Annotated in this window: 21 protein-coding genes; 13 read left to right on the top strand and 8 right to left on the bottom strand. The window is 66.2% G+C overall.

All coding sequences use genetic code 11. From position 1 onward, the window contains the following. Nucleotides 1-236 precede the first annotated feature (236 nt). The 4 genes from ABZ677_RS20800 to ABZ677_RS20785 are packed head-to-tail and all read left to right on the top strand — an operon-like array spanning nt 237 to nt 3,766. Nucleotides 237-1,073 (top strand): biotin--[acetyl-CoA-carboxylase] ligase, encoded by an 837-nt coding sequence (locus ABZ677_RS20800; RefSeq protein WP_094742243.1) that lies wholly within the window; start codon nt 237-239, stop codon nt 1,071-1,073. Nucleotides 1,074-1,120: 47 nt separating this feature from the next. Then, nucleotides 1,121-1,720: a PH domain-containing protein gene (locus tag ABZ677_RS20795; RefSeq protein WP_358372750.1), complete on the top strand. Its 600-nt coding sequence runs from the start codon at nt 1,121-1,123 to the stop codon at nt 1,718-1,720. Nucleotides 1,721-1,759: 39 nt separating this feature from the next. Then, nucleotides 1,760-2,440 carry a response regulator transcription factor gene (locus ABZ677_RS20790; protein ID WP_037190266.1) on the top strand — a complete coding sequence of 227 codons (681 nt, stop codon included), beginning with the start codon at nt 1,760-1,762 and terminating at the stop codon, nt 2,438-2,440. Between the two features lie 6 nt (nt 2,441-2,446). Further along, nucleotides 2,447-3,766 carry a HAMP domain-containing sensor histidine kinase gene (locus ABZ677_RS20785; protein ID WP_037189933.1) on the top strand — a complete coding sequence of 440 codons (1,320 nt, stop codon included), beginning with the start codon at nt 2,447-2,449 and terminating at the stop codon, nt 3,764-3,766. A gap of 5 nt (nt 3,767-3,771) precedes the next feature. Here the strand turns inward: ABZ677_RS20785 and ABZ677_RS20780 are convergent, their stop codons facing one another. Beyond that, a complete protein-coding gene (locus ABZ677_RS20780; protein ID WP_052047544.1) occupies nt 3,772-4,332 on the bottom strand; it encodes a GtrA family protein in 561 nt (186 codons plus the stop codon). Nucleotides 4,333-4,479: 147 nt separating this feature from the next. On the opposite strand from ABZ677_RS20780, the gene ABZ677_RS20775 reads away from it, so the two are divergent. The 3 genes from ABZ677_RS20775 to ABZ677_RS20765 are packed head-to-tail and all read left to right on the top strand — an operon-like array spanning nt 4,480 to nt 6,651. Then, nucleotides 4,480-5,733, top strand: a complete 1,254-nt coding sequence (locus ABZ677_RS20775; RefSeq protein WP_037189928.1) for a 5-(carboxyamino)imidazole ribonucleotide synthase — start codon at nt 4,480-4,482, stop codon at nt 5,731-5,733. After that, nucleotides 5,726-6,265, top strand: a complete 540-nt coding sequence (gene purE, locus ABZ677_RS20770; protein WP_052047543.1) for a 5-(carboxyamino)imidazole ribonucleotide mutase — start codon at nt 5,726-5,728, stop codon at nt 6,263-6,265. The genes ABZ677_RS20775 and purE overlap by 8 nt, the downstream gene beginning before the upstream one ends. 59 nt (nt 6,266-6,324) lie before the next feature. Next, nucleotides 6,325-6,651 (top strand): hypothetical protein, encoded by a 327-nt coding sequence (locus ABZ677_RS20765; RefSeq protein WP_358372759.1) that lies wholly within the window; start codon nt 6,325-6,327, stop codon nt 6,649-6,651. Here ABZ677_RS20765 and ABZ677_RS20760 read toward each other — a convergent pair. The 3 genes from ABZ677_RS20760 to ABZ677_RS20750 are packed head-to-tail and all read right to left on the bottom strand — an operon-like array spanning nt 6,639 to nt 9,142. Then, on the bottom strand, nt 6,639-7,364 hold the full coding sequence (locus tag ABZ677_RS20760) for a TIGR03089 family protein (protein ID WP_358372744.1): 726 nt from the start codon (nt 7,362-7,364) through the stop codon (nt 6,639-6,641). The two genes, ABZ677_RS20765 and ABZ677_RS20760, sit on opposite strands and share 13 nt — an antisense overlap. A 57-nt stretch (nt 7,365-7,421) precedes the next feature. After that, nucleotides 7,422-8,846 carry an LCP family protein gene (locus ABZ677_RS20755; RefSeq protein ID WP_094634128.1) on the bottom strand — a complete coding sequence of 475 codons (1,425 nt, stop codon included), beginning with the start codon at nt 8,844-8,846 and terminating at the stop codon, nt 7,422-7,424. Beyond that, entirely contained in the window at nt 8,819-9,142 is a 324-nt protein-coding gene (locus tag ABZ677_RS20750) for a hypothetical protein (RefSeq protein WP_358372741.1), read from the bottom strand. Before ABZ677_RS20750 ends, ABZ677_RS20755 begins: the two co-directional genes overlap by 28 nt. A gap of 161 nt (nt 9,143-9,303) precedes the next feature. Here ABZ677_RS20750 and rfbD point away from each other — a divergent pair, with 161 nt between their 5' ends. Genes rfbD through ABZ677_RS20735 form a run of 3 tightly spaced genes read left to right on the top strand, consistent with a single transcriptional unit; the run spans nt 9,304 to nt 12,188 of the window. Next, on the top strand, nt 9,304-10,158 hold the full coding sequence (gene rfbD, locus ABZ677_RS20745) for a dTDP-4-dehydrorhamnose reductase (protein WP_358372738.1): 855 nt from the start codon (nt 9,304-9,306) through the stop codon (nt 10,156-10,158). Between the two features lie 34 nt (nt 10,159-10,192). Continuing rightward, a complete protein-coding gene (locus ABZ677_RS20740; RefSeq protein WP_037189924.1) occupies nt 10,193-11,104 on the top strand; it encodes a glycosyltransferase family 2 protein in 912 nt (303 codons plus the stop codon). Next, entirely contained in the window at nt 11,094-12,188 is a 1,095-nt protein-coding gene (locus tag ABZ677_RS20735; protein WP_037189923.1) for an NDP-sugar synthase, read from the top strand. The genes ABZ677_RS20740 and ABZ677_RS20735 overlap by 11 nt, the downstream gene beginning before the upstream one ends. Nucleotides 12,189-12,204: 16 nt before the next feature. Here the strand turns inward: ABZ677_RS20735 and ABZ677_RS20730 are convergent, their stop codons facing one another. The 3 genes from ABZ677_RS20730 to cofD form a co-directional block, all read right to left on the bottom strand. Then, entirely contained in the window at nt 12,205-12,666 is a 462-nt protein-coding gene (locus ABZ677_RS20730; RefSeq protein ID WP_082323630.1) for an NUDIX domain-containing protein, read from the bottom strand. 106 nt (nt 12,667-12,772) lie between these two features. Next, on the bottom strand, nt 12,773-14,152 hold the full coding sequence (locus ABZ677_RS20725) for a coenzyme F420-0:L-glutamate ligase (protein WP_052047542.1): 1,380 nt from the start codon (nt 14,150-14,152) through the stop codon (nt 12,773-12,775). After that, entirely contained in the window at nt 14,149-15,123 is a 975-nt protein-coding gene (cofD, locus tag ABZ677_RS20720; protein WP_358372734.1) for a 2-phospho-L-lactate transferase, read from the bottom strand. The genes ABZ677_RS20725 and cofD overlap by 4 nt, the downstream gene beginning before the upstream one ends. Before the next feature lie 715 nt (nt 15,124-15,838). Between cofD and ABZ677_RS20715 the strand changes: the two genes are divergently transcribed. Further along, nucleotides 15,839-16,072: a WhiB family transcriptional regulator gene (locus ABZ677_RS20715; RefSeq protein ID WP_027496498.1), complete on the top strand. Its 234-nt coding sequence runs from the start codon at nt 15,839-15,841 to the stop codon at nt 16,070-16,072. A 33-nt stretch (nt 16,073-16,105) separates the two neighbouring features. Here the strand turns inward: ABZ677_RS20715 and ABZ677_RS20710 are convergent, their stop codons facing one another. Beyond that, nucleotides 16,106-16,585 (bottom strand): metallopeptidase family protein, encoded by a 480-nt coding sequence (locus tag ABZ677_RS20710; protein ID WP_037189920.1) that lies wholly within the window; start codon nt 16,583-16,585, stop codon nt 16,106-16,108. Between the two features lie 72 nt (nt 16,586-16,657). Between ABZ677_RS20710 and ABZ677_RS20705 the strand changes: the two genes are divergently transcribed. Next, nucleotides 16,658-17,068 carry a DUF3499 domain-containing protein gene (locus ABZ677_RS20705; RefSeq protein WP_170946053.1) on the top strand — a complete coding sequence of 137 codons (411 nt, stop codon included), beginning with the start codon at nt 16,658-16,660 and terminating at the stop codon, nt 17,066-17,068. A gap of 196 nt (nt 17,069-17,264) precedes the next feature. Beyond that, nucleotides 17,265-18,647 (top strand): phosphomannomutase/phosphoglucomutase, encoded by a 1,383-nt coding sequence (locus ABZ677_RS20700; RefSeq protein WP_037189919.1) that lies wholly within the window; start codon nt 17,265-17,267, stop codon nt 18,645-18,647. Nucleotides 18,648-18,651: the final 4 nt, after the last annotated feature.

Raw genomic sequence — 18,651 nt, 5'->3', positions numbered from 1 at the left:
ACCTTGTCCACCGCCGCCTCACCGGAGGGAATCTCCGCAACCGCGAGACGTTTACGAAGATCGGCCAATTTACCCGCAGTCGTATGAATATCGGGGGCTTCGGCCGACCCGGGTGCAGTGGAATCCTGGACGCTGGTCATGGGGCACCACTTTAACTGCGAGTGTGATCTGCGCCCCGACCGAGGGTGGTTCGCGACAAGCCGTCGGCCTGTCGCCGAGCCCATATGCTGGAGCGCATGTGGACAAACCTCGATCGCCCACCGCTGGACGTTCGCGCACTTCGCCGGGCACTGGTGGACGGCCCGCAGGCCTCCTGGTCTCGGGTCGACGTGGTGACGGAAACCGGTTCGACCAATGCGGATCTGATCGCGGGGGCCGCGAACTACGCCGACCGGACGGCACTGATCGCCGAACATCAGGACAGCGGACGCGGCAGGCACGCGCGACCGTTCTCCGGCGCGCCGCGGTCACAGATTCTGGTGTCGATGCTGCTGAAGTTCCCTGGAATCGATCCCGCGGTGCTCGGGTGGGTCTCGCTCATGACCGGAATCGCTCTGGTCGACGCGTTACGCACCGTCGGTGAAGTCGATGCTCGGCTGAAGTGGCCCAACGACGTCCTCATCGGTGGCAAGAAGGTCTCGGGAATCCTGGCCGAGGTCGCCGCGCACGGACCGTCGCCCACAGTCGTCATCGGGCTCGGGGTGAACGTGTCGATGACGGTCGACGAGTTGCCGGTACCGACGGCGACGTCACTGGCGCTGGAGGGGGCCGCGGTTCTCGACCGTGACACGTTGGTTCGGGCGATTCTGCGTGGGATGGCCGCCGAGGTGGACTCGTGGCGGGACTCGAACTGGAACACCGATGCACTCGCCCACCGGTACCGGGAGAGGTGCGGCACCATCGGGCAACGCGTGCGAGTCGATCTGCCCGGCGGCGACGAGAAGATCGGAACCGCGGTCGACGTCGACGAGCACGGACGCATCGTGATCGAGGTGGAGCAACCCGGGTCCGATCGCCCGTCGGTGCTCGCCGTGGCGGCCGGTGATGTCACTCATCTCCGACCCCTCTCGTGAGACCATGTCGACTCGACGGAAGTCGTAGCGAGTAGTCAGGAGTGCACGTGGGTTATCCACAGGACGCGTTGGCCGACGAGGAAGAGCTCCTGCTTCATCATCACCCTCACTGGAAGATGCTCGTCCTACCGTCGGTCACCTTCGTCCTCGTCACGGGCCTGGCAGGCGTCGGCCTCGGAGCCGCGAGTGCACGGCTCGAATCGACAGCCGCGAACGTCGCGATGATCGCCACGGCGGTGCTCTGGGCGGCGGTCGTCGTATGGCGGTGCCTGGTGCCGTTGATCAGCTGGAAGTGCACGCATTTCATCGTCACCGATCGGCGAGTGCTGATCAGGCAGGGCGTGCTCACCCACTCCGGCATCGACATTCCGATGAGCCGAATCAGCAACGTCCAATTTCGACACGGACTGATGGACCGGATGTTGCGCACCGGCACGCTCATCATCGCCTCGGCATCGGACGATCCACTCGAGTTCGACGACATTCCGCATGTGCAACGCGTGCATTCCCTGCTCTACCAGCAGGTATTCGACTCGATGGAGTACCGTCGCGAATCCGTGCACGGCCGGGAGGCGGCATTCGAGCCGATGCCGGAGGATTCGGCAGGCGACTCCAAGCCCGGTTGGCGAGCTGGGAAACGCAGGTAACACAGGCTGTTCTCACCTTCGAACCGTAGGGTGACCGATGTGACCGACGTGCTGCTTGCCGAAGACGACGAAGCCATCGCTGCGCCCCTGTCCCGAGCTCTCGGGCGCGAGGGCTACACGGTGACCGTCGAACAGACCGGCCCCGCCACCCTTCAGCGCGCGCTGGACGGAAAATTCGACCTGTTGATACTCGACCTCGGCCTGCCGGGGATGGACGGCCTCGAAGTGTGTCGGCAGGTGCGTGCCAACCGATCCGAGGTTGCCGTGCTCATGCTCACCGCACGAACCGACGAGGTCGACTTCGTGGTGGGTCTCGACGCCGGTGCCGACGACTACGTGGGCAAGCCCTTCCGGCTCGCCGAGCTCATGGCCCGCGTACGTGCGTTGCTCCGCCGCCGTGGTGCCGGGGAGGATTCCCCGATCGAGGTCGGTGCCATCCGCCTCGAACCCGCTGCCCGACGCGTCCTGGTCGGTGGCACCGAGATATCTCTCGCCAACAAGGAATACGAGCTGCTCAAGGTCTTGCTCGACCATGCGGGCCAAGTCGTCTCTCGTGAAGTGATCCTGCGTGAGGTCTGGGGCGACGCAGAGCTGCGCGGATCGAAGACCCTCGACATGCACATGTCCTGGCTGCGTCGCAAGATCGGCGACGAAGGACCCGTGGCCGAGCGTCGCATCGCGACGGTGCGCGGCGTCGGCTTCCGCATCAACAGCGACTAGCGGTCGATGCGGCGCCGAATTCTGGTCTCGATTCTCGCTGTCGTCGTCATGACGGCGTTGCTGCTCGGTTTGCCCCTGATGTACACCGCCTGGTTGTGGGTGGAGGATTTCACCCGCAACGACCTGCAGGCACGCCTGGATCGAATGGCGGCGGAGATCATCTCGCAGGAAGGGTCGGCGGGTCTGATCGAGGGCCAGCTCGACATCGGCTCGCTCCGGTTGGCCATCCCGCAGGGTGGCCGGCTCGTGGTCATCTACCCCACCCCCGAGGATGCCGCATCGCGCGCGGACATCGGGCAGTCGTCCGTGCCTCGACCGCTCGTGGAGTCGCTGTCGATGGGCACCTCGGGTTCGCTTCGCCTCGAAGTGCCGTCCGACGACATGCGTTCCCTGCAGCGCCAGGCGCTCGGAGCGGTGACTCTCGTCGTCCTCGCATCAGCGATGGCAGGCACCGTCGTGGCCGTCCTGACAGCCAAGCGGCTGGCCGATCCGCTGCAGGATGTGGCGCGGCGAGCTGCTCGCCTCGCCGAGGGTGATTTCAGGCCGGACCCACGACGGCACGGCATCGCAGAACTCGATCGGGTCTCGGAGGTTCTCGACTCGGCCACCGTCGAGATCGCCGGACGGCTGCAGCGCGAACACACGTTGGTCGCCGATGTCTCGCATCAACTTCGCAGCCGCCTGACCGCAGTCCGCCTTCGCCTGGACGAAATATCCACGCACCCGGATCCGGCGGTGGTCGACGAGGCCAACGAGGCGATGGATCAGGTGGACCGACTGACCCTTGCCATCGACGAGCTCGTTCGATCCTCTCGTAGTGACGGCGCGGCCGACGCGCACGAGGTCTCGGTGGTCGAGGAACTGATCGGCACCGTCGTCGAATGGCAGCGAAATTTCGAGGACGTCGGCCGGACCCTGGTGATCAAGGGTGACGTGGATCTGAAGGCCTCGGTGACCGGATCGCGGTTGCGTGAAGCGGTCTCGGTGCTGGTCGACAATTCTCTGGTGCACGGCGGCGGGGCCTGCACGGTGGCGGTTCGGGCCGTCTCGGCCGTCGAGAGCACCGAGCGACGCCGTGAACGACTGGTCTGCGTCGAGGTCTCGGACGAGGGGCCCGGGGTGAGCAACGAACTTGCTCCGCACATCTTCGACCGTGGATTTTCCGGAGCCGGTTCCACCGGTGTCGGCCTCGCTCTGGCCAGGGCTCTCATCGAGGCGGACGGCGGCAGGCTGGAATTGCAGCGACGTCGTCCCGCGCTCTTCTCGGTGTTCCTGCCTGCGTGGCGTGAACCGTCGCGTGCCGTGCCTCGCCGCGAACCACGCTGAGCATCTCAGGGTTGGTCGAGTACGTCCGCCGCGTCGGTCGGGTCCTCGTTGCGTTCGGCGTCGACTTCCAGGATCGTCCGCGCGTTGTCCTCGGGAAACGCGAAGCGGCGCAATGCCCAGAACCGAAATGCCATCTGCAGCAGGTTGCCGATGATGTAGTTGAGGACGAAGTCGATGATGACCAGCGTCGTCAGGGATTCGCTGGCGTCGCGAATGTCGAAGACGTTGTTCGCGATCCACAGGGGACCGGCTGCGATGAGCACGCCGATGCCGCTGATCGCGAAGAAGAGCAGTGCCTCGTGGTGCCGCTCGCGTCCGCCACGATGCTTGAAGGCCCATTCGCGGTTGAGGAAGTAGCTGAGCAGGGTTGCGAGAACACCCGAGATGATCTTGGCGATCACCGGCTTCTGCTCGAGCACCGTCAGGCTCAGCGAATAGAAGATGACGAGGTCGAAGACCATCGTCGTGCCACCGACGATGGCGAACTTGATCAGCTCACTGTGCCGAATCGCGAGGTCCCGAATGGGCGTGGGTAAGCGTTGGAGCACGCTTGCGATCGTCGGCACAACGGTGAAGTCTACGAAACACACCCCGGGTTCGCCGAACCGAGGCTCCGATCATCAGGGTTTCCACAGGTCCTCGCCCAGCATGCGGACTCCGGTGCGAGACGCCGGGTCGGACCGAATGCGTGCGACATGACACCATGGTGAGCCGTGACAGGTACCGAACCGCGCCCCACTGCTGCGCGCCCGTCGTCGACCGGAATGCCCGTGGTGACGATGATCGGCGGCGGTCAGCTCGCCCGAATGACTCACCAGTCCGCGATCGAGCTCGGACAGACTCTTCGCGTCCTCGCCGCGGGTGCCGACGAGCCGGCAGCTCAGGTCAGCCCCGACGTCGTCTTCGGGCACCACGACGATCTCGATGCGTTGCGCACGGCCGCGACCGGTTCCAATGCGCTCACCTTCGACCACGAGCAGGTGCCCACCGAGCACCTCGAGACTCTCGTGGCAGAAGGCGTCAACGTGCAACCGCCGCCGAGCGCGTTGATATTCGCCCAGGACAAACTGCGCATGCGTCGCAAGCTCGCCGAACTCGGTGCGCCCGGCCCCGCCTACGCGGAGGTGTCGTGGGCGCAGGACGCGATTGCGTTCGGAGACGAGCACGGGTGGCCGGTGGTGCTCAAGGCCGTACGAGGCGGCTACGACGGGCGTGGAGTGTGGATGCCCGCTGACGCCGAGGAAGCAGAGGCGATCGTCACCGCTCAACTCGACCTGGGTGTACCGCTCATGGTCGAGGAGAAGGTCGCCATGCGCCGCGAGCTGTCGGCCATGGTTGCACGATCACCGTTCGGCCAGGGAGCTGCGTGGCCCGTCGTGCAGACGGTGCAGCGCAACGGTCAGTGCGCCGTGGTGCTGGCGCCGGCTCCCGACCTCGACGAGGACGTCGCCACGTTCGCAGGCAGGCTGGCTCTCGACATCGCCGGTGCGCTCGGTGTGGTCGGAGACCTCGCGGTCGAACTGTTCGAGACCACCTCGGGCAAGCTCCTGGTGAACGAACTCGCCATGCGACCGCACAACTCCGGTCACTGGACCATGGACGGGTGTCGGACCTCGCAGTTCGAGCAGCACCTACGCGCGGTACTCGACTACCCGCTCGGCGACACCGACCCACTCGCTCCGCTGACGGTGATGGCCAACATTCTGGGCGCGCCCGAGGCCCCCGAGATGACGATGGACGAGCGGCTGCATCACCTGTTCGCCCGGATGCCCGATGCGAAGGTGCATCTGTACGGCAAGGGCGAGCGCAAGGATCGCAAGATCGGCCACGTGAACATCCTGGGCGCGCAGTCGGGTTCGCTCGCCGACCCCGCCTACGTGGCCTCGGTGCGCGAGCGAGCCGAACGCGCAGCGCACTGGATGTCACACGCCGAATGGACCGACGGATGGGACCCGCACAATGACTGACAACACTCCTGCCCCCGATGGTCGTTCCGCAGGCTCCACTCCTGCCGTCGGCCTGATCATGGGCAGCGATTCCGACTGGCCCACGATGGAAGCTGCTGCAGAAGCGTTGGCCGAGTTCGGTATTCGCTTCGAGGTCGGCGTGGTGTCGGCGCACCGAACCCCGCAGCGCATGCTCGACTACGCCCGCGATGCCGCAGGCCGCGGCATCAAGGTGATCATCGCCGGGGCCGGGGGAGCGGCTCACCTGCCCGGCATGGTCGCGTCGGCGACGCCGCTGCCGGTCATCGGTGTGCCGGTGCCCCTGAAGTACCTCGACGGCATGGATTCGCTGCTCTCGATCGTTCAGATGCCCGCCGGTGTTCCCGTGGCCACGGTCTCGATCGGTGGTGCGCGCAACGCAGGGTTGCTTGCGGTCCGAATTCTCGGTGCATCCGATCCGGCTCTGCAAGAACGGATGTCCGCGTTCCAGGCCTCACTGGAGGCCATGGTGCTGGAGAAGGACAAAGCGCTGCGCACCACTCTGCTCGGGTGAGCGGAATCGTGTCACGGAGCGAGCAGATCCGGCGCGCGGGTCGCGGTAGTCGGCAGTCCATGTTCGTGACGCGGCTGGCGTTGCTCTATGCCCGTCTCTGGCGCGGCACGGCGCGCTTCGACGACGAATTCTCCCTGTTCGTGTGCACCGGGCTGCGCGGTGGATTCGGGCGCGGCGGAACGACATTCGGCGGTGCCTATCTGACGAAGGGCAACACCGCCCGTCGGGTACTGCGGCACGAGGCCGTACATGCAGACCAATGGGCGAACTTCGGGCTCACCTTCCCGTTCCGCTACCTCGCCGAAGAAGCGCGACATCGGGGCCCGGCCAACAAGTACGAGATCGAGGCCGGACTCGCCGACGGCGGTTACCGTCAGACCGGCTGAGCAACAGTGGCGGTGACCTTCTCGGTCTCGGCGCGCCGCTGCGCCTTCGCCTCGTCCGGATGGGCCACCTGAACCAGTGACGCACCCACGACGAGTACCGAGAGCAGACCGTCGATCAGCTCGTCGGCCGTGGTCCAGGACGCGCTGGACATGACCCGGTCCGCGGCCGTCCAGTCACGTGCGTCTGCCCGCTCACGAGCGGCAGCGAGTACCTCGTCCACCGAACGCCCGTCCAGCGCCGCGCCTGCGCTCCCGGAGCCCGCGACCCTGAACTGATCGCCGTGCACCCGCACCGACGTCGCGTAGTCGGTCATGCCGATCGGCAGATCGGGGACTGCCTTGCCGAATGCGTCGAGCGAGAACGCCAGCACCTCGTCCGCCTCGGGAGACTCGTCGAGCCGATCGCCCGACACCATCGCCACGTCCACGGAGTCGTCGGCCCCGATGACCACCTCGCCGCCTGCCCACCAGACTCCCAGCAGCGCGGCAGCCGTCTGCCAGTGCGCGGGCAACAGCACACTCACCCTGCCACCCACCTCGAAGGCGAACTCGTCGCGCAACAGATTGGCGGTCTTGGCCGCCCAGTTCGCCAGGGTCACCGCGGACACCTCGACTCGCTCACCGGTCGCATCGTCGTAGAACGTGACGCGCGGACCGGCCGGATCGGCGGCGAGAATCGGGTCGAGCAGGGTCTGAGTCAGATTCGAAGCCACCCCACGACCCTAGATGACGCCCGACGACACCGATTCACACACTGTGAGCGGCACCGATCAGTTGACGCACATCGGACCGGTGGAGCCGGCGTCGATCGGAGCAGCGGGTGCCTCGGGAACCGCCGTACCCGATTCGGGAGCAATGGTTTCCGCAGTTGCGGCCTGGCCCGAGCCGGGTCCCGCATAGTCGTTCGCGAGTACCACCCGAACGGTGTCTGCCGACAAGGTGTCGTCGGCGGTGATCTGCAGTCCGCCGAGCGCTGCCGAGACGGCGCGCGCAGCATCGCTGTCCACATCGGCAGCCTGGATGCGGCTCGCCGAGATCGACGTGCCCTCGTAGTTGCCGATGGTGCCGTCGACGTACCCCAACGCCGTCAACGAACCGGCGACGCCGTTGGCCAGGCCGTCGATACCGCTGTCGTTCGCGACGTCGACGGTCACGGTCGACGGATCGACATCGGGGGCGTCCGCATTCTCGGCGTTGGTCTCCGCCGAATTACCGTCGGCGAGCAGTCCTTCGACGTACTTCTTCACCGCAGCGGGATCGACCTGCACGATCGACTCGCCGTAGTCGGTCGTCGCATTGATGTCGACGGCGGGGATCGTCTCGAACTTGACCTTGCCGCCGGCGAGATCCTGCAGGCGAGTGGCGAACTGCAGAATGTCCCAGTCGGAATCGAGTGTCACCGATCGCTGCACCGCGGTGCTGAGTTGGCCCAGTTTGCCGGGGTTGCTCAGTGTCTTGGCGCTGAGCACACTCCGCACGAGCGAGGCCATGAACACCTGCTGGCGCACGATGCGGTCCAGATCTCCGCGGGGAAGATCGTGTCGCTGTCGGACGAAACTCAGGGCCTGCGAACCGGAGAGGTTCTGCTCGCCCGCCGGGAAGTTCGCACCCGACAGTGGTTCCTGCACAGGGTTGTTCAGGCACACCTCGACACCGCCGACGGCATCGGTCAGCAGCACGAAGCCGAGCAGCCCCACCTCGGCATAGTGATCGACGGTGATGCCGGTGAGGTTGGCGACCGAATCGATGAGGGCCTCACGACCGGCTTCGGTTGCCTGGGATTCGGCATCGGCGTCCGTGACCCCTTGCTCCACCAATTCGAGCCGCTTGTTCTCCTTGGTCGCGCCGTACGCAGCATTGATCTTCGACATGCCGATGCCGGGTACCTCGACGTACGAGTCTCGCGGGATGGAGATCGCGGTGGCCGACGAACCGTCGTTCGGGACGCGGATCAGCACGATCGTGTCGGTGTTTGACGCCACCTCTTCACCTGCGTTGAGAGAGGCGAGTTCCGCGGGGGACAACGCGTTGCCGTGGGCATCGGTTCGACTGTCCGTGCCGACCATCAAGATGTCGACGGCACCGTCGGCGGCACCGCCGAGACCGAGACCACCCGCGGTGGCGATATTCGAGCGCAGGCTGTCGACACTGCGCCACGCGAAACCGGTCACCAGCAGGACGAGGATCGAGAGCACTGCGACCGCGACGTGGGTCGCGGGCCATCGGGTACCACCGGCGCGAGGCGACCTGCCGTCGGACTCGGGTCGCTCGACGCCACCGCGAGGGCTGCGTCGATCCGGCCGGCGCGATCTACCTGTGCGTTCGCCGGGTGCGACCTGTCTGCGTTCTCCGGTGCGGCGTTCTCCACGGCGTTCGTCGTCGCGGTAACGGTGGGCAGCGCCGCTGTGATCGTCGGGGCGGCCCGTGGTGCGCGCTCGGGGACCGTCGGTTCGCCGGGTAGCGCTCCGCCTCGGCGGGGGAGTGCGCTCACCTCCGGGCGTGCCTGGATCTCGTGGCACCGTGACGACCCTCTCTCGTTTCCGGCCGGCCTGAAACCTGCCTACTTCGTTGTTCTCCCCCCGCCGTTCGAAGGTTACTTGTCGCCGGTCGCTGCCTCGCCGAAGCGAACGCGGCGTGCCACACTTGGCAACCGTGAATGCGATCGTGGTGACCGGTGCACACGGCCAGTTGGGCCGCCGAGTGATGTCTCTCGCCGCCGAACGAGGTGACGGTGCCGAGGTGTGCGGATATTCGTCCGCCGACCTGGACATCACCGACCCCGACGCCGTCGCTGCCGCGGTGAGCGCAGGGTCGACGGTGATCAACTGTGCTGCGTACACCGCCGTCGATGCCGCCGAGACCGACGAGGCCAGGGCGTGGGCGGTCAACGCGGACGGCCCTCGAAATCTCGCGCGCGCCTGCGGGCGTGTCGGAGCCCGGTTGATCCACGTCTCCACCGATTATGTGTTCGACGGCACAGCGATCGAACCGTACGAGGTCGATGCGAAGACCGCGCCGCAGTCGGCGTACGGACGCACCAAGCTCGCCGGCGAGCTCGCAGTGCACGAGGAGCTTCCCGAGGCCGTGGTCGTGCGAACCGCCTGGGTGTACGACAACACGGGCAAGAATTTCGTGACCACGATGCGCCGACTCGAAGGCGAGCGCGAGACGATCTCGGTGGTGAACGATCAGATCGGTTCGCCCACGTTCGCCCTCGATCTGGCGTCGGGCCTGCTCGAGATCGAAGCCGACCCTGCTGTGCGCGCACGAACGCTGCACTACACCAATGCGGGGCAGGCCAGCTGGTTCGACCTCGCACGCGCGGTGTTCGCGGGAATCGGTGCCGATCCCGAGCGTGTGACGCCGTGTTCGAGCGCCGAATACGTCGTTCCGGCACCTCGGCCCGCATATTCGGTGCTCTCACCGACCGCGTGGGTCGATGCCGGTCTGACCCCGGCGCGGCCGTGGTCGGACGCGTTGACAGCAGCCTTGGCGCAGTCGACATGAGGGTTCGAGGCGAGATCGGGCTAGTCTTGCCCGCGTGAGTTCCGAGCTGGCCGTGGTGACCGTGACCTATTCACCCGGCGAATACCTTGACCAGTTCCTGACGTCTCTACGTGAGGCGACGACGCGGCCCCTTCGGGTGATCATGGCGGACAACGGTTCGGTCGACGGCACACCCGAGGCAGCCGAGATCGCGTTCGAAGAGGCGGAGTTGCTGCGCACCGGCGCGAACATCGGCTACGGCGCAGCCGTCAATCGTGCGGTGGCCGAGATCGACCCCGACATCGAGTTCGTCGTCGTGGCCAATCCCGACGTGCGGTGGCATCCGGGATCGCTCGACGGCCTGCTCGACGCGGCGGCGCGGTGGCCGCGGGCCGGTGCTCTCGGACCGCTCATTCGCGAGCCCGACGGCTCGCGGTACCCGTCGGCGCGGTCGGTGCCCGATCTCACGTCCGGAGCCGGCCACGCCGTACTCGGCAAGATCTGGCCGAAGAATCCGTGGACTCGGCGATATCGCCAGGAGAACGAGACGGTCAGTGAGCGGCCGGTGGGATGGCTGTCGGGATCGTGCCTGTTGCTGCGGCGTTCGGCGTTCGATTCGATCGGCGGATTCGACTCCAGATACTTCATGTACATGGAGGACGTGGATCTCGGTGACCGGCTCGGCAGAGCGGGTTGGCACAACGTCTACGTTCCCGATGTCGAGGTCACCCACTCGAAAGGGCATGCGGCAGGACGGCATCCGGAAGTGATGTTGCCGGCACATCACACCAGTGCATACCGCTTTCAGGCCGACAGACACGCCCGGACGTGGCAGGCTCCCTTACGATTGGCGCTGCGCGCAGGTCTCGGTCTTCGCTCGAAGATCGTTGTGAATTCGGCGCTTCGGGCCCGCGCAGGTGATGGACGACTCACGGACGAGAGAACAGAGGCTGGACATGTCGGATAGTTCCCCATCGGTCGCCGCACGTACCGATGCAGTCATTCTGGTCGGCGGCAAGGGAACTCGGCTGCGGCCGCTGACGCTGTCGGCACCCAAACCGATGCTGCCCACCGCAGGACTGCCCTTTCTGACCCATCTGTTGGCGCGTATCAAGGCCGCAGGGATCGAGCACGTCGTCCTCGGCACGTCGTTCAAAGCCGACGTGTTCGAGCAGCATTTCGGGGACGGATCCTCGATGGGTATCGAACTCGAGTACGTCTTCGAGACCGAGCCGCTGGGTACCGGTGGCGGCATCAGGAACGTTCTGCCGCGACTGCGCGCGGAGAACGTCATGGTCTTCAACGGGGACGTCTTGGGCGGCACCGATCTGACGGCAGTTCTCGATACGCACCGGAACACCGATGCCGACGTCACGTTGCATCTGGTTCGTGTCGGCGACCCGCGCGCGTTCGGCTGTGTGCCGACCGACGAATCCGGCCGAGTGACAGCGTTTCTCGAAAAGACGCAGGATCCGCCGACCGATCAGATCAACGCCGGTTGCTACGTCTTCAAGCGCGAGATCATCGAGTCCATTCCGGCCGGCCGTCCGGTGTCGGTGGAGCGAGAAGTGTTCCCCGCCTTGCTCGCCGAGGACAAGAAGGTCTACGGACACGTCGACAGTGCCTACTGGCGCGACATGGGAACACCGGAGGACTTCGTCAAGGGCTCGGCCGATCTGGTCCGCGGTATCGCGCCGTCACCGGCGCTGCACGGAGACCGCGGCGAGTCCTTGGTTCACCCGAGCGCGGGGGTGGCACCGGGTGCACTGCTGATCGGCGGAACGGTCGTCGGACGCGGTGCCGAGATCGGAGCGGGTGCCCGTCTCGACGGAGCCGTCGTGTTCGACGGTGCCGTCGTCGAGGCAGGGGCCGTCGTCGAGCGATCCATTCTCGGCTTCGGTGCCCGTATCGGACCCCGCGCCCTGGTGCGCGACGCGGTCATCGGCGACGGTGCCGACATCGGTGCCCGCTGCGAGTTGCTCCGCGGCGCACGCGTGTGGCCCGGGGTCAAGTTGCCCGACGGCGGAGTCCGCTTCTCCACCGACGTCTGACGCCCAGGGGCGGCCCTTACCGGCGACGCGCGGCGAGTGAGACGAGGTGGTCGATCGTCTCGCGCTCGGCGTCGTCGGGCAGGGCATCGACCGGCCACCAGCGCAGATCCGTCGATTCCTCGCTGCGTACTGCCCGTGCGCCGTCCGGTGCCCGGACCAGAAACCTCAGGTCGAGGTGCCGCGTCGGCTTACCGAGCGAGCAGGTGATCGGGTGGGTGTGGGCGGAGAGCAGCATCGGATCGATTGTCAGATCATCGATGCCGGATTCTTCGGTGGCCTCCCGTAGCGCCGCGTCGACGACCGTCTCGTCCGTCGGTTCGCAGTGGCCGCCGAGTTGAATCCACCGACCGACCTTCGGATGAAGCGTCAGCAGCACATGTGTTCCCGACGTGTCGAGCACCAGCGAGGACGCGGTGAAATGGCCGGCCTCGTTGGCGCGCAGGCAAGCATCCGGATTGCTGTGCAGAAACGCCAGCATCGTGTGCCGGAGCGATTCGTCGTTCGAATCGGACGGTGCCCATCGATCGAGCGATGCCCCGACCGAACTCCACAGAGTCGAGTGAGGCGGCGTCGACGCCGACACGTCAGAGCTCCAACAGTGACGACCCGGGAACCACCGGATCCCGAACGGTCAGGGATTCGCTGGGGTGCCCGATTGCGATGGCTCCCATCGCTTTCCAATCTGCACGCAGGCCGAGTTCGGCGCGCACGGTATCGGCTGCGAAAATCGTCGAACCGATCCAACAGCTGCCCAGATCACGCACCGCGAGGGCGACGAGCAGTCCTTGCACGGCCGCACCGACTGCGACGGTGAACATCGTGTCCTCCGCGGTTCGACGCCTCTCGTCGGGATACGAGTGCGCGCCGTCGGGCACGCAGAACGGGATCACGATCTCGGGGGCGTCGAACAGGATGTCGCCGCGGCCGAGTCTGGCGGTGATCCGCTCCTCGCTCAGCCCGTCGCCGGCCAGATCGGCTCGCCATTGCTCACGCATCGTCTCGAGCAGCCGACGCCGGACAGCGGGGGTCCTGACCCAGACGAACCGAACCGGACGGGTGTGGTGCGGGGCCGGAGCGGTGAGCGCATCGGCAACGGCCGCACGAACGGAGTCGGGGTCGACCGGTTCGTCGGTGAACGAGCGCACCGACCGTCGGCGCAGCAGCGCCTCGCGTCGACCACGATCGAGTGCCTCGGCGGTACCGAGCCAGAACAGATCGTCCTCACCGCCGCGCAGCAGCGTCGCAGCGGTCGAACCGTCGTCGACGGGAGTCAGTCCGCGTACGACGGCAATCGGAACCCCACCGAGTTTGCCCTTCACCAGATCGCCCGCGGCAGCGAGCTCGTCGGCGATCGCGACCTCGGTGACGACGAGCTCGTTGCCCTGACCGTCCTCGGCTCCGGCGTACGCGTGTACGACGCCCAGGCCCGCGGCACCGATGGCGGCGTCGGTCTGGCCGATCCGCCATGCGCGCCCCATGGTGTCGGTGACGACCACGGCGACCGTCACCCCCAGCAGCGAACCGAGTGCAGTGCGCAGCGCTGCGGCACTGGCGTCGGGGTTCTCGGGCAGCAGCGCCAGTTCGCCACCGTCGACGTTGGAGCCGTCGATTCCCGACGCGGCCTGCACTATGCCGAGTCGATTCTCGGTGATGAGGGTTCGGCCCTTGCGTGCGACGATGCGCACGGCTTCCTGTTCCACGAGGACTCTGCGGGCGGCATCTCGCTCGTCCGCATCACGAGGTGCCTGCACCAGACGGCCCTCGACCTTGGAGATGATCTTGCTGGTGACGATCAGGATGTCGCCGTCACGCAACCACGGCGCTCGGTCCGCAACGGTCGCAGCCAGATCGTCGCCCGGCCGAAACTCGGGGAGCCCGGTCACCGGCAGTATCTCGATCGAGCCGCCGGGAGCGTGATCCTCGGGTGTCGACCGGATCGAATCGGGATCGTGAGTGTCGGTCACAGGTCGAGTCCGGCTGCGCGCAGAGCGGTGCGGGCCATCGCCGCAGTGGTCTCGGGGTCGGTCATCAGCAACGGAACCGACTGCACGTCCACACCGTCGACGACCGCCGTATCGGTGGTGTGCACCAGCCATGCGTCGAGAATGCCGGTGCCGCTTCGGCTTCCGTAGTGACGGCCCACCGCCTGCGCCGTGGTCTCGACTCCGATGACGGACAGGCACTCGTCGGCCATGCCGCGCAACGGCTTACCGTCGACGACGGGGGAGAGGCCGACCACCTTGGCGGCCGTCGTGCGAAGGGCCCCGCGGATACCCGGCACCGCGAGGATCGCACCGACGCTCACCACCGGATTGGACGGAGCGAGGACGACGGCGTCGGCCTCGGCGATCGCCTCGACGACTCCCGGTGCCGGAGTTGCCTGTTCGGCCCCGATGTTGGCGAAGCTGTGGGTGGGAATCTGTGCCCGGTACCGAACCCACCACTCCTGGAAATGAATTGCGCGCTGCTGCTCACCGCTCGGGTCGTCCGGATCGGTGACGACGACGTGGGTCTCGGAGCGATCGTCGGTGACGGGCAGGAGCCGGACTCCGGGTTGCCAACGGTTGCACAGGGCTTCGGTGACGGCGGACAGCGGAAAGCCGGTGCGCAACATACGACTGCGGATCAGGTGTGTGGCAATGTCGCGGTCGCCGAGTCCGAACCAGTCGGGATCGGCACCGTAGGCCGCCAACTCGTCCCGGGCGTTCCAGGTTTCCGCGATGCGACCCCAGCCGCGATCGGTGTCGATTCCTCCGCCGAGTGTGTACATGCACGTGTCGAGATCCGGGCAGATGCGGAGCCCGTGCATCCACACGTCGTCGCCGACGTTGACCACTGCGGTGATCTCGTGATCGGGTTCGTCGCCGAACAACGTTTTCAGGCCCTGCAGAAACCGAGCGCCACCGACGCCACCGACCAGAACAGTAACTTTCACAACACCCGAGCCTACTGGGGTTGCGGTGGTGTGGGGTGAGCGCCCACCCGGGGCCGCAACGTCCGCGTGGACCGTTTGCGACGGCGAGAACCGATGCGACACGCACGGGACGGGCTTCGATCCGGGGAGAGCGCCGATTTCGGGCATGTGATGGTATTGGATTTTTGCGATCGGCTTGACCGCGACACACCTGGACGTGTCTAATCACAGGTATGTCATTCAGTGTTCGCAGCACGAGTTCGATTGCAGCGAACCTGGTTTCGAACACTCGTTCCCTTCCTCTTCGTCCCTGACTGGACGTCGAGTAGAGGTCGAGAGTCGGACCGGCACGTTGGACCAGCTCGATCGAATACCGGCGTGGGGCAAGGTATTCGAGAACACGAGGACCGAAAGTATCTGCGCTACCACAGGTGAGGAGGCGGAAGCGATGTATGACCAGCACGTGACACGTGATCAGCGGGGCGGACCCACTGCACACCTCAGCGCTGTCGACGACGCGCCGCAAACCGAGTCCGGCATCGGCGCAGATTCGAGCGTCTCGATCGACGCGGGTTCTGCGTACGTCGAGCGAACGGACGAGACCGACAACGACGTCGACGTCATCGACGCGGATGTCGAACTCGAGTCGGATTCCGACGCCGACTCGATGCCGTTCGTCGCCGAGTCGGTTCCACCGGCCAAGCCGTTCCTCAGTCTCGTCGCGGGTTTCGACGAGATGTTCGAGGAGATCGAGGACCAGTGGCAGGAGCGCGCCCTGTGCGCGCAGACCGACCCCGAGGCCTTCTTCCCGGAGAAGGGCGGCTCCACCCGCGAGGCGAAGCGCATCTGCCTCGGCTGTGAGGTCAAGGACGAGTGCCTCGAATACGCGCTCGCCAACGACGAGCGGTTCGGTATCTGGGGCGGGTTGTCCGAGAGGGAGCGTCGCAGGCTCAAGCGCGGAATCGGCTGAGAAGCTCGGTTCCGACGGGTCCCTAGGGTTCGCTCACTCCCCGGCCGGATCGACCTCGTCGGGGTCGATGCCGAGATACGTGGCCACTTGCTCGACCAGAACTTCGAACAACAGATCTTCCAGGTCCTCCGGGTGCTTCGCGCGCCGTTCCAGCGGTCGACGGAACAGCACCACCCTGGCGCGTGTCGTCTCCCCGCGCTTGTCTATGCCTGCGGGTACCAATCGCGAGAGCGGTACCGGACCTTCCGCCACCACCTCCGGTGGCCACGTCACCGATTCCGGATCCAACGCCCTGATCTTCGGTACCTCGTCCACGGCGATGTCGAGCTTCGAGAGCTTCTCGTGCCAGCGATGATCGATCCGCGCGAACGCCTCGAGCACCAGTCGGTCGAACTTCTCGGCTCGTGAGCGCCTGGCCGGGATGTCCTCGGGCAGAACCGGTCCGCGGACGCCGCGGCCGTGCCGAGCCACGGACCGAGAAGTGATCCTGCGCGCGGATGAGAATCGAGGCATAGGGGGAGGTTATCGCGCTCGTCCGGTGTGTCGGTCGTTCGGTCGGTTGCACCCACCGGATACTCTGCACTCGTGAGATCACTGCGTGGCTGCTGCAGGCCTGGTTGCAACCGTTCTGCCGTTGCGACGCTCACATACGTCTACTCCGACTCCACTGCGGTCGTCGGACCGCTCGCGACAGTCGACGAACCGCATTCCTGGGATCTGTGCGAGGTGCACGCATCGACCACCACCGCGCCCAAGGGCTGGGAACTGGTGCGTTACGAAGGTGGCTACTCGACGTCGAGCCCCGACGAGGACGATCTGACGGCCCTCGCGGAGGCCGTACGCGAGGCCGGTCGCGGCGATCGCATCCGCTCCGAGGACCGTGACAGCGCCGACCGCTCGGCCTCACGCCCGTCCGAGACCGAACGCAGATCCGCTCCGGCCGTCCGAACGGGCAGGCGCGGGCACCTTCGAGTTCTTCCCGACCCCACGTCCTGAGCCGCCCGAGCACACCGAGTGTGGTGTGCATCGGTCCGACTGGCCGGTCCGTCCTGAGTCTGGCAAGGTTCGAGGAGCAGGACCGAAACGGATCGCGACGGTCTGCCGATACTTGGTGTGGATCGCACCGCTACCGACGCTCGATATCCGACGCCGATGAGCGGCGTCGTCGACAACGATCACCAGGAGAATCTTCGTGGCCCGAACCGCAGAGTCCGTCAACGCCGTCATCAAGGCCTACGACGTCCGTGGCGTCGTAGGTGAGCAGATCGACGAGGCGTTCGTGCGTGACGTCGGTGCATCGTTCGCACGATTGGTTCGCGACGAGGCAGGGGCCGCGCGCTCGGTGGTCATCGGCCACGACATGCGTGATTCCTCGCCCGCGCTGTCTCGGGCGTTCGCCGACGGCGTCACCGCACAGGGCCTCGACGTGGTCCACATCGGGCTGGCGTCGACCGATCAGCTCTACTTCGCCTCCGGCATGCTCGAATGCCCGGGAGCCATGTTCACCGCCAGTCACAATCCGGCGAAGTACAACGGGATCAAGCTCTGCCGCGCCGGTGCAAAGCCGGTGGGCCAGGACACCGGATTGGCCACGGTCAAAGCCGAATTGGTGGACGGGGTACCGGAGTTCGACGGGCCGTCCGGAACTGCGACATCCCGAGATGTGCTCGACGAATACGCACAGTTCGTCCGAGACCTGGTCGATCTGTCGGGAATCGGGTCCATGAAGATCGCCGTCGACGCCGGGAACGGAATGGGCGGACACACGGTGCCCGCGGTGTTCGGGCCACTGCCGGTGACGATCGAGCCGCTCTTCTTCGAGCTCGACGGTAGCTTTCCCAATCACGAGGCCAATCCGCTCGATCCGGCGAACCTGGTGGATCTGCAGCGTTTCGTCGTCGAGACCGGTGCCGATATCGGACTCGCCTTCGACGGCGACGCGGATCGGTGCTTCGTCGTCGACGAGAAGGGCGACCCCGTCTCGCCCTCCGCAGTCACCTGCCTGGTGGCCGAGCGGGAACTGGCCAAGGAGCCGGGCGCGGTGATCATCCACAATCTGATCACCTCGCGCGCGGTACCGGAACTGGTCACCGAGCTCGGAGGCACACCGGTTCGCACCCGGGTGGGGCACTCGTTCATCAAGCAGCAGATGGCCGACACCGGAGCGATCTTCGGCGGCGAACATTCCGCTCACTACTACTTCCGTGATTTCTGGGGTGCGGACTCCGGCATGCTCGCCGCGCTGCACGTTCTCGCCGCACTCGGGGCACAGGATCGTCCGCTGTCGGAAATGATGGCCAGCTACGAGACCTACAGTGCATCGGGCGAGATCAACTCGACCGTCGACGATGCCGCAGAACGCACCGAGGCGGTCCTGGCGGCATTCGCCGATCGGACCGCGGGCATCGACCGACTCGACGGAGTGACGGTCGATCTGGCCGACGGTGCCTGGTTCAACCTGCGGGCCTCGAATACCGAACCGCTCCTGCGGCTCAACGTCGAAGCACGTACCGGAGCCGATGTCGATGCGCTTTCGACGGAGATATTGAGCATCGTTCGCGCCGGACTGGAATAGTGGT

Origin of the sequence: Rhodococcus sp. NPDC006774 (assembly GCF_040636045.1) — a bacterium.
Taxonomy (GTDB): Bacteria; Actinomycetota; Actinomycetes; order Mycobacteriales; family Mycobacteriaceae; genus Rhodococcoides.
Note: the sequence above shows the minus strand (reverse complement) of the source record. Positions and strands in the feature narration are given on the sequence as shown.

Bases quoted from the DNA above. Each gene is read 5' to 3' on its own strand.
- ABZ677_RS20800 (WP_094742243.1), top strand. From the start codon at position 237: ATGTGGACAAACCTCGATCGCCCACCGCTGGACGTTCGCGCACTTCGC.
- ABZ677_RS20785 (WP_037189933.1), top strand. From the start codon at position 2,447: ATGCGGCGCCGAATTCTGGTCTCGATTCTCGCTGTCGTCGTCATGACG.
- purE (WP_052047543.1), top strand. From the start codon at position 5,726: ATGACTGACAACACTCCTGCCCCCGATGGTCGTTCCGCAGGCTCCACT.
- ABZ677_RS20765 (WP_358372759.1), top strand. From the start codon at position 6,325: ATGTTCGTGACGCGGCTGGCGTTGCTCTATGCCCGTCTCTGGCGCGGC.
- ABZ677_RS20735 (WP_037189923.1), top strand. From the start codon at position 11,094: ATGTCGGATAGTTCCCCATCGGTCGCCGCACGTACCGATGCAGTCATT.
- ABZ677_RS20730 (WP_082323630.1), bottom strand. From the start codon at position 12,666: ATGCTGGCGTTTCTGCACAGCAATCCGGATGCTTGCCTGCGCGCCAAC.
- ABZ677_RS20715 (WP_027496498.1), top strand. From the start codon at position 15,839: ATGTTCGAGGAGATCGAGGACCAGTGGCAGGAGCGCGCCCTGTGCGCG.
- ABZ677_RS20710 (WP_037189920.1), bottom strand. From the start codon at position 16,585: ATGCCTCGATTCTCATCCGCGCGCAGGATCACTTCTCGGTCCGTGGCT.